General features: G+C 67.9%; 8 protein-coding genes. 2 read left to right on the top strand and 6 right to left on the bottom strand.

What is annotated here, in order from left to right:
* Positions 1-62: 62 nt before the first annotated feature.
* From purL to purS, 3 genes are read right to left on the bottom strand one after another with little or no spacing between them, the layout of a single operon-like run.
* Positions 63-2,396 (bottom strand): phosphoribosylformylglycinamidine synthase subunit PurL, encoded by a 2,334-nt coding sequence (gene purL / locus LQV16_RS21710; RefSeq protein ID WP_229995928.1) that lies wholly within the window; start codon positions 2,394-2,396, stop codon positions 63-65.
* Positions 2,393-3,151 (bottom strand): phosphoribosylformylglycinamidine synthase subunit PurQ, encoded by a 759-nt coding sequence (purQ, locus tag LQV16_RS21705; RefSeq protein ID WP_229995927.1) that lies wholly within the window; start codon positions 3,149-3,151, stop codon positions 2,393-2,395. Before purQ ends, purL begins: the two co-directional genes overlap by 4 nt.
* A 1-nt stretch (position 3,152) precedes the next feature.
* The gene (gene purS, locus LQV16_RS21700; RefSeq protein WP_018776110.1) at positions 3,153-3,404 is read right to left on the bottom strand and encodes a phosphoribosylformylglycinamidine synthase subunit PurS; all 252 of its coding nucleotides are present in this window, start codon (positions 3,402-3,404) and stop codon (positions 3,153-3,155) included.
* Positions 3,405-3,681: 277 nt separating this feature from the next.
* On the opposite strand from purS, the gene LQV16_RS21695 reads away from it, so the two are divergent.
* Both LQV16_RS21695 and LQV16_RS21690 read left to right on the top strand, forming a co-directional pair.
* A complete protein-coding gene (locus LQV16_RS21695; RefSeq protein ID WP_091564988.1) occupies positions 3,682-3,867 on the top strand; it encodes a hypothetical protein in 186 nt (61 codons plus the stop codon).
* Between the two features lie 398 nt (positions 3,868-4,265).
* Positions 4,266-7,343 (top strand): S8 family serine peptidase, encoded by a 3,078-nt coding sequence (locus tag LQV16_RS21690; protein WP_229995929.1) that lies wholly within the window; start codon positions 4,266-4,268, stop codon positions 7,341-7,343.
* A 164-nt stretch (positions 7,344-7,507) separates the two neighbouring features.
* Here LQV16_RS21690 and LQV16_RS21685 read toward each other — a convergent pair whose 3' ends face one another.
* From LQV16_RS21685 to LQV16_RS21675, 3 genes are all read right to left on the bottom strand, one after another.
* Entirely contained in the window at positions 7,508-7,900 is a 393-nt protein-coding gene (locus LQV16_RS21685; RefSeq protein WP_229995926.1) for a serine protease inhibitor, read from the bottom strand.
* Positions 7,897-8,862 carry a 3-methyladenine DNA glycosylase gene (locus tag LQV16_RS21680; protein ID WP_229995925.1) on the bottom strand — a complete coding sequence of 322 codons (966 nt, stop codon included), beginning with the start codon at positions 8,860-8,862 and terminating at the stop codon, positions 7,897-7,899. The genes LQV16_RS21685 and LQV16_RS21680 overlap by 4 nt, the downstream gene beginning before the upstream one ends.
* 4 nt (positions 8,863-8,866) lie before the next feature.
* On the bottom strand, positions 8,867-9,331 hold a 465-nt coding region (locus tag LQV16_RS21675; protein WP_229995924.1), incomplete at its 5' end, for a subtilase-type protease inhibitor.

Below are 9,331 nucleotides of genomic sequence, written 5' to 3'. Positions count from 1 at the left end.
GGGTGGGCCCACGCCGCCAGGGTTCCCTGGCCGAGCTTGCGAGGCGAGGGCTGCGGTGGGGACTAGCCGAAGTACTTCGGCAGGGTCGCCTCGTGGGCTTCGCGGAGCGCGTCGAGGCTCATGGTTTCGACGCCATTGATCTCCAGCGTGCCGCCCTCGGCGTCCACGACGCCGATCCGGACGTGCGCGAAGCCGCGGGCGGTGCACATGTCCGTGAAGCGGATTTCCTCCGAGCGGGGCACAGCGACGACGGCGCGGCCCTGGGTTTCGGAGAACAGCGCCGTGAACAGGTCCACCCCGTCGCGGTCCAGGACATCCTGCAGCGCGATCCGGGCGCCCACGCCGTAGCGCAGGGACGACTCCACGAGGGCTGCAGCGAGGCCGCCTTCGGAGAGGTCGTGGGCGGAATCCACCATGCCGTCGCGGGAGGCGTTGATCAGGATCTGCCCCAGTTCGCGCTCGGCGTCGAGGTCAACCTTGGGCGGCAGGCCGCCGAGGTGTCCGCGCATGTTGGACCATTCCGAACCGTCCAGCTCGGCCGCTGTCGTGCCCAGCAGGTAGATGGCCTGGCCATCTTCCTTCCAGCCCGACGGCGTGCGGCGGGCGACGTCGTCGAACTTGCCCAGCACAGCCACCACGGGGGAGGGGTGGATGGGGGTGGTCCCGGTCTGGTTGTACAGCGAGACGTTGCCGCCGGTGACCGGGATGCCGAGGACCATGCAGGCGTCGGACAGGCCGCGGATGGCTTCGGCCAGCTGCCACATGACGTCGGGATCCTCGGGGGAGCCGAAGTTCAGGCAGTCGCTGACGGCCATCGGAACGGCGCCGGAGGTGGCGACGTTCCGGTAGGCCTCGGCCAGGGCCAGTTGCGCGCCGTGGTACGGATCGAGGTAGGTGTAGCGGCCGTTGGCATCGGTGGCCAGGGCCACGCCGAGGCCGGTTTCCTCGTCCACCCGGACCACGCCGGCGTCGTCCGGGAACGCCATGGCGGTGTTGCCGCCGACGTAGCGGTCGTACTGCTTGGTGATCCAGGACTTGTCGCACATGTTCGGCGAGGCGACGAGCTCGGTGATGGCGGCGGCCAGGTCCGCGGGGGCGGAGGGACGGCCGGTATCCTGCACGGACCCGGTGAAGGAGTCGGCCTGTACGGCGTCCTGCCATTCGGGGCGGGCGTACGGGCGGTCGTAGACCGGGCCGTCGTGGGCCACGGTGCGCGGGTCGACGTCGACAATGACTTCGCCTTCCCACGTGATGATGAGGCGGCCGGTGTCGGTCACTTCGCCCAGCCAGGAGTACTCCACCGCCCACTTGTCCATGACCGCTTCAAACGCGGCGATGTTCTCGGGGGTGACCACGGCCATCATGCGTTCCTGCGACTCGGACATCAGGATCTCGCCCGGGGTCAGCGTGGGGTCGCGGAGCAGGACGGAGGTCAGCTCGACCTCCATGCCGCCGTCGCCGTTGGAGGCGAGCTCGGACGTGGCGCAGGAAATGCCCGCGGCGCCCAGGTCCTGGATGCCTTCAACCAGGGATCCCTTGAACAGCTCCAGACAGCACTCGATCAGGACCTTCTCGGCGAAGGGGTCACCCACCTGGACGGCCGGGCGCTTGGACGGCTTGGTGTCATCGAACGACTCCGAAGCCAGCACCGAGGCGCCGCCGATCCCGTCGCCGCCGGTGCGGGCACCGAACAGCACCACCTTGTTGCCCTTGCCGGAAGCGTTGGCGAGGCGGATGTCCTCGTGTCGCATGACGCCGACGGCGAGGGCGTTGACCAGCGGGTTGCCCTGGTACACGGAGTCGAAGACCATCTCGCCGCCGATGTTGGGCAGGCCCAGGGAGTTGCCGTAGCCGCCGATGCCGGCCACGGCGCCGTGCATGACGCGGGCGGTGTCCGGGTGGTCGATCGCACCGAAGCGCAGCGGATCCATCACGGCCACCGGGCGCGCGCCCATGGAGATGATGTCGCGGACAATGCCGCCGATGCCGGTTGCGGCGCCTTGGTAGGGCTCCACGAACGACGGTGAGTTGTGGGACTCGATCTTGAACGTCACGGCCCAGCCGTTGCCCAGGTTGGTGACACCGGCGTTCTCGCCGATGCCAACGAGCATGTCCTTCTTCATTTCCTCGGTCACCTTGTCGCCGAACTGGCGCAGGTGGTTCTTCGAGGACTTGTAAGAGCAGTGTTCGCTCCACATCACCGAGTACATGGCGAGTTCCGCGCCGGTGGGGCGGCGGCCCAGGACCTTAACGACCTCGTCGAACTCGTTCTGCTTCAGGCCCAGTTCGGCCCAGGGGAGTTCGGTGTCCGGCGTCTTGGCCGCGTTCTCGACGGTGTCGATGTTGAACTTCCGGGCGGTCTCCGCGGGCGCCGCCACTGCGGGTGTGTCCGTCATTTGTTGTCTCCCACGATTTTGTTCAGGACAGAGGTGAAGAACCCGAGGCCCTCGGTGCCGGAGCCGATCTCGGGGCCGAAGCCGGCCTCCACGGCGTGCTCGGGGTGCGGCATGAGGCCCACCACGTTGCCTGCGGCGTTGGAGATGCCGGCAATGTCGCGGCGGGAGCCGTTCGGGTTGAAGCCGACGTAGCGGAACACGACGCGGCCTTCCGCCTCGAGCGCATCGAGGGTCTTCTCGTCGGCGATGTACTGGCCGTCCTGGTTCTTCAGCGGCACGGTGATTTCCTGGCCGGCGGCGTAGTCCCCGGTCCAGGCCGTCGTGTTGTTCTCCACGCGCAGGACCTGGTCGCGGCACATGAACTTCAGGTGATCGTTCTTGATCATGGAGCCGGGCAGCAGGTGCGACTCGGTCAGGATCTGGAAGCCGTTGCAGATGCCCAGCACGGGCAGCAAGGCACGCGAGTTGGCGGCGTCGATGATTTTGGACATCAGCGGCGCGAAGCGGGCGATGGCGCCGGCACGGAGGTAATCGCCGTAGGAGAAACCGCCGGGAATCACGACGGCGTCAACGTCGCCCAAAGTAGTCCCGGCGTGCCAGAGTTCCACCGGGGTGGCGCCGGCCAGCCGGACCGCACGGGCGGCGTCGCGGTCGTCCAGGGTGCCGGGGAAGGTGACGACGCCGATCTTCGCACCGGCGAGCCGGGGGTGCGCGGCGACGGCAACAGCCTCACCGATCAGGGGGAGTTCAGTCATCTCAGGCCTCAACGACCTCGACGTTGACGACGTCCTCGATGACCGGGTTGGACAGCAGGGTCTCCGCGGCGTCGCGGGCCTGGGCCAGGATCTCCTCGGTCACCTCGCCGTCGACCGTGAGTTCAAAGCGCTTGCCCTGGCGGACAGAGCTGAAAGCGGTAAAGCCCAGCCGGGGCAGAGCACCGACGATGGCCTTCCCCTGCGGGTCCAGAATCTCGGGCTTGGGCATGACGTCGACAACGATCCGGGGCATCCGGCAACTCCTGTGCGTGAGCGTTGGGTAAGGGCGCAGCGGAGTGGTGCCGTCTCACGCCGATCCGCTGTGTGTTGAGGACTGCTTGGTGAATACAACGAGAAAGGGCGCTCCGCGAGCTTGCATGCCCATTCTACCGGCCTCGGTGCGTCCGGCCGTATTCGAAGCTGGGAGTGTGAACGCGGCCCCAACGGCAGGTCGTTGAACTGGAGAAATGGCGTCGCCGGGGCGGCTGCGGCCTATGGTCCGGGCTGCCGCGGGTCAGTAGGATGTGCCCATGGCTGAGAAACCGAAATCCGTGGTGTTATCTGTTGTGGCCGTTGCAGTGTTCGCCGGGCTTGGCCGGATGGTCCTGCAGAAGATCAAGGCCGACCGTGCGGCGAGGGCGTCCAAGGTGGCCGGTCCCCTGGATGAGAAGACCCGAGCATGGATCAGCGACGTCGTCCGGACTCCGCGCAAGTAGGCCAGCGGTAGGCCGCCCGTAGGCCAGCGGTGGCCCCGGACCATTAGTGGCCGCGTCCTCCCTCGCCGAGGTGCCGCAGGGGTGCGCACCCGTGCGGGTCCGTGCGGGCCGAAGGCGCCAATTGACGCAGGTCATGAGCTCCGCCATCGCATCGTGTCGTACTGCATGACAAATTTTAAATACCTCCTTGTGGTCTATGTCATATCTCGCTCTCAGTCTGTACTGTATGAATCGGCTGGTATCCGTCGGGGCAGGCCGGGCGATCGCCCGGTGAGTTCCCGCCAGTCCGTTGGGCCCGGTATTGAAGCCGGGCCGTTCCTTTACGAAAGGTTCAAACACTCGTGACATCACCAGGAAAGAGCTTCCTTCGAAGCGGGGGACTCCGGAGGGCCGCGGCACTGACCCTGGGCTTGCCGGTTCTTCTGTCCAGCATCGCGATCGCCCCCGCCAACGCGGCCCCGGCGCAAGGCCCGGCCGTAGCCGGGGTCGCACAGAAGAATGTTGATCCGAACAACTATAAGGACGGCCGCTACATTGTGGTCCTGGCGGAAAAGCCGTCCGCAACCTACGACGGCGGGACGGCCGGGATGCCGGCCACCAAGCCTGCAGCCGGCAAGAAGCTCGATGCCAACAGGGCTGAAGTCAAGCAGTACACGGCGCATCTGGAACAGCGGCAGGCCCAGGTGGCCGGCCAGCAGGGCGTCAAGATGCAGCGCCAGTTCACGGCAGCCCTCAACGGCTTCAGCGCCCAGCTGACGGCGGACCAGGCCCTGAAGCTGGCCAAGGACCCCTCGGTCCTGGTGGTCGCGCCGGACACGCAGAACGCACCCGACTACTCCAGCACCGACTTCCTCAAGCTCAGCGGGCCCAACGGCACGTGGAACACCAAGTTCGGCGGCAAAGACGCGGCCGGCAAGGGCGTCGTGGTCGGTGTCATCGACACCGGATACACCCCCTCCAGCGCCTACTTCGCCGGCGAGGAGGTCAAGCCGCTCACCGGAGATCCCGTCGTCGGCGTGCCGTACCGCACCGCGGACGGCAAGATCCAGATGCTGAAAGCCGACGGCGAATTCTTCACGGGCGAGTGCCAGACCGGTACCGACTTCGACGGCACCGCCTGCAACTCCAAGGTCCTGAGCGCCCGCTACTTCAGCGACGCCTTCGAGGCCACTGTCCCGCCGGAAGCCTGGGACCCGGGCGAACGGCTGTCCCCGGTCGACGCCGCCAGCCATGGAACCCACACCGCCAGCACGGCTGCCGGAAACGCCGACGTCGAAGCCATGGTTGACGGCCGGAGCTTCGGCCAGACCAGCGGCATCGCGCCGGCCGCAAAGCTGTCCGTTTACAAGGTCTGCTGGGAAGACAACGATCCCAACTCCGGCGGGTGCTACTCGTCAGCGTCCGTCGATGCGATCGAGAGCGCCATCGAGGACGGCGTGGACGTCCTGAACTACTCCATCTCCGGCGCCACGGACACCACCACGGACCCGGTCTCCCTGGCGTTCCTGTCCGCCGCCTCGGCCGGGATCTTCGTCGCCGTCTCCGCCGGCAACTCCGGCCCGACCGCCAGCACCGTCAATCACGGCGCGCCCTGGCTGACCACGGTCGCCGCCAGCAGCTTCTCGCAGGAACTGCAGGGCACGGTCGAGTTCTCCGACGGCAGCAAGTACCGCGGCGCCAGCATCATGAACGGCCAGGTCTCCAACGCCGGCGTCGTCCTGGCAGCCAACGCAGCAGCCGGGAGCACCAGCTCGGCTTTGTGCGGCCCCGACACGCTGGACCCGGCGAAGATCGCCGGCAAAGTTGTGGTCTGTGACCGCGGCGTCGTTGACCGCGTCGCAAAGAGCGCCGAGGTCAAGCGCGGCGGCGGCGTCGGCATGATCCTCGTCAACCTGACCAACTCCTCGCTGGACACGGACAAGCACTCGGTCCCCACCGTCCACGTGAACCCGCCCGCCACCGAGGGCATCAAGGCCAAGGTCACGGCCAACCCGGCCATCACGGTTTCCCTGGTCAACAAGGACACCACCGGGCTGCCCCTCGAGGCGCAGCCGCAGATTGCCGGGTTCTCCTCCCGCGGCCCGCTGCTCGCTGCCGGCTCGGACCTCCTCAAGCCTGACGTCGCGGCGCCCGGCGTGGCCGTGCTGGCCGGCGTTTCACCGATCGGCACCGGAGGAGACAACTTCGGTTTCCTCTCCGGCACCTCCATGGCGTCCCCGCACGTGGCCGGCTTCGGCGCGCTGATCCTCGCCAAGAACCCCGCATGGTCCCCGGCGACGGTCAAGTCCGCGATGATGACCACCACCAGCGACGTTGTGAACGCCGACGGATCCAAGAACACCGATGTGTTCGCCACCGGCGCGGGCCAGGTGGACCCGGCCCGCGTGCTGGATCCGGGCCTGGTCTACGACGCCACCACGGATGACTACCTGGCGTTCATCAACGGCACGGGCTTCGATTCCCCCATCCCGGGCGTCGGCACCACCCAGCCGCGGGACATGAACCTCCCGTCCTTCGCCCTGGGCAACCTGGCCGGGAAGATCGAGGTCACCCGCACGCTGACCGCCCTGACGCCGGGGGTCTACAAGGCCAACTTCAATGTTCCCGGCATCAAGGTCACCGTGACCCCGGCCGTTCTGAACTTCAGCGCCGCCGGCGAAAAGCGCACGTTCAAGGTCTCCTTTGAGAATCAGGGCGCACCCCTGGGCAAGTTCGCGACCGGTTCGCTGACCTGGCAGGGCGCCAACAAGAACGTGGCGTCGCCGATCGCGGTCCGGCCGCAGTCGGTCGTGGCCTTGTCCGATGTTGCCTTCACCTCCGAGGGGGGCAGCGGTTCGGGCGCCATCAAGGTGGTCTCCGGCACCAGCTCGCCGATCAACATGACCCTCGACGGACTCTCGAAGGCAGACTCCACGGCCGTCGAGCTCGTCCCGGGCCCGTTCACGGCACGCACGGATGCCTCGAACCTCGTCAAGAGCGTCACAGTCGAGGCCGGAGCCCCTCTGGCCAAGTTCTCGGTCATTTCCGCGGACCCGAACGCTGACTTCGACATGTACGTCATGACCCCGAGCGGCCCGCTGACGGTCGCGACATCATCGGCGAGCGAATCGGTGTCCATCCCCAACCCGAAACCGGGCAAGTACACGATCTACGCCAACCTGTACGCGAGCCCGAACAACAAGCCCACCAAGGCCTCTGTCGACGCCGCCGTGCTGGGCAAGGTGGTGGGCAAGGCATCGCTGAACCCGACCCCGCTTCGGCTCGCCAACGGCAAGGCCGGCAAGGTCACGCTGAGCTGGGAAGGGCTGGAGGCCGGTTCGTACATCGGCCGGGTCACTTTCGCCGGTGCCAGCGATCCCACGTTCGTAACGGTGCTGGTGAGCCCGGCCGGGGCCGTCGTGGTCCCGCCGACCTCGGAGGACCAGGGCAAGATCCAGAACAGCGATCAGTCCAACGCCTCGAACAACGCCATCTAGGCAGAAACCCTCACTAGGAAACGGCAACGGCCGGCGGCTCACACCGCCGGCCGTTGCCGTTTAAGCCGCCGCGGACCAGAGGGGCCCGGCCGCGGACCAGAGCGGGCCCGGCCGCGGCGGGGTAGGGCATCGGGCGCAGGGGCCGGGCGGCACGCCCGGAAACGTCAGATGGCGCCCGTGGACCCAACGGTGCCGCCGAGCAGCGGCGCCATGGCGCGCCAGCGGGCGATCTCGCAGCCGTCGGTCCGGCTGAAGCGGCTATTGACCTCGCGTCCGAGGTACCAGCCGGTCACGACGGCGGTCTGCGGGCCGCCGTACTGCTGCGTGCACAGCCGCGGCGGCCCCGGCTTCGGGAAGAAGATGGCCTCGCCGTGGCGCCGGACGGCCTCAAGGGCTGCGGCCGGATCGGGCAGGGTGGAGGCGGCGGAGGGGACGCCGTCGCCGGCTTCCAGCCTGAACGTGTATTCCGGCGCACCGGGAGCCTCGGTGAGGCGGATGGTCAGATCGACGCCGTTAGGGTCGTGGCGGGCATTTTCGGGGCTGGCTGTGTCTGTCATGACGGTCCCTTCAGGCTGTTGTCCGGCTCCGGGCCTCCGGTGGTGGGCGCGGTCCCGGCCGCGGCGTTGAGCAGCGGCGTCAGCTCTTGCAGGAGCCGCTCCCGGAGCTGCTGTGACTCGGCCGCGAACGCCCGCTGATAGTCAACGTACTCGGCCTTGCCCTCCGGTGTCTCGATCCGGATGGCCGGGTACCCCCAGTCGGCGAGGTCGTAGGGCGAGGCCTGCATGTCCATGGCCCGGATCCGCCACGACAGTTCGAAACAGTCCATGACCAGCTCGCTGGGCAGCAGCGGGGAAAGCTTGTAGGCCCACTTGTAGAGGTCCATGTTGGCGTGCAGGCAGCCCGGCTGCTCCATGGCCCGCTGGTTCTCCCTGCTGGGGACCATGCTGTTTAGCGGAACGGCGTCCGGCGTATAGAAGCGGAAGGCGTCGAAGTGCGAACACCGGATCCGGTTCTCCTCCACCACCTCGTCGGTGCGCCCGGACCCCAGCCGCAACTGCAGGTACTCGTGCCGGAGGTCGAATTTGTCCTGCCGGTAGACCATGGCCCACTCGTGCAGCCCGAAGCAGCCGAACTGGGCCGGCCGCGCGGCGGTCCCGGCGAGGATGATCCCGGCGAACTGCAGTGCCTCCCGTCGGTCCCTCAGGAAGGCGCCGACGTCGACAGTCACCGCGGGCGACCCTGCCGGCAGTCCGGCGGCCGCGAGTTCGGCGCCGTCGGCCGCGCGGTAATACTTCCACCCGGTCCGCGCCGCAGTCTCGGGGCCGGAGAGCACGACGCCGGCGCCCGGGTGCCAGCGCAGCAGCTGTCCGGGCTTCTGGGTGTAGTAGGTGAAGAGGAAGTCCTCCACCGGGTGCTTCCGGCCGGCGGAGCGCCGCTCGAGGTAGGGATCCGCATAGCGGCGGACGCGTTGGACGTGGGCGGCCTGGCGTGGCAGCCACTCTTCCTGCTGGAGGTGCAAGGGCTTAGCTCGCCCCGCCGGATGAGCCCAGGACGTCCTTGGCGGCGTTCCAGGCGGCGATTTCACAGCCGTCCTTCTGGCTGAAGCTGACCTGAACCTGGTGTCCGTCCACGACGCCGGTGACCGTCGCCGTTTGCGGGCCGCCGTAGATCATTTGCTGGCCGCCTTGGATAGCGGGCGCCTGCTGGGTGCAGACTTGGTTCTTGCCGGCGGGAACCGGGTTGAGAATGGACGGATTGTTCTTGATGGCGATGCACGCTGCGGCGGGGTTGGGATGCTGGCTCTCGGCCGCAGGAGCCCCGTTCTGGCAGACGAGCGTGAAGTTGGTCGCGGTAGCGGTCTCGGCCGGTTTGATCATGATGGCGAGCTCGGCGTTCCCCTGCCCGGGGCCGGACGGCAGCGGCTCCGCGGAGGGTGCGGGTGCCGGGGACGTCGTCTCTGTGTCTGGCGACGGGGAGCCGGACGGGGC

Origin of the sequence: Arthrobacter sp. Bi26 (assembly GCF_918697925.1) — a bacterium.
In the GTDB taxonomy this organism is placed as follows: Bacteria; Actinomycetota; Actinomycetes; order Actinomycetales; family Micrococcaceae; genus Arthrobacter.
The sequence above is the reverse complement of the archived record's forward strand: the minus strand, read 5'-3'. Positions and strand labels throughout refer to the sequence as shown.

Excerpts from the sequence above, each read along its gene's own strand:
- purQ (WP_229995927.1), bottom strand. The coding sequence starts at position 3,151 with ATGACTGAACTCCCCCTGATCGGTGAGGCTGTTGCCGTCGCCGCGCAC.
- LQV16_RS21695 (WP_091564988.1), top strand. The coding sequence starts at position 3,682 with ATGGCTGAGAAACCGAAATCCGTGGTGTTATCTGTTGTGGCCGTTGCA.
- LQV16_RS21685 (WP_229995926.1), bottom strand. The coding sequence starts at position 7,900 with ATGACAGACACAGCCAGCCCCGAAAATGCCCGCCACGACCCTAACGGC.
- purL (WP_229995928.1), bottom strand. The coding sequence starts at position 2,396 with ATGACGGACACACCCGCAGTGGCGGCGCCCGCGGAGACCGCCCGGAAG.
- purS (WP_018776110.1), bottom strand. The coding sequence starts at position 3,404 with ATGCCCCGGATCGTTGTCGACGTCATGCCCAAGCCCGAGATTCTGGAC.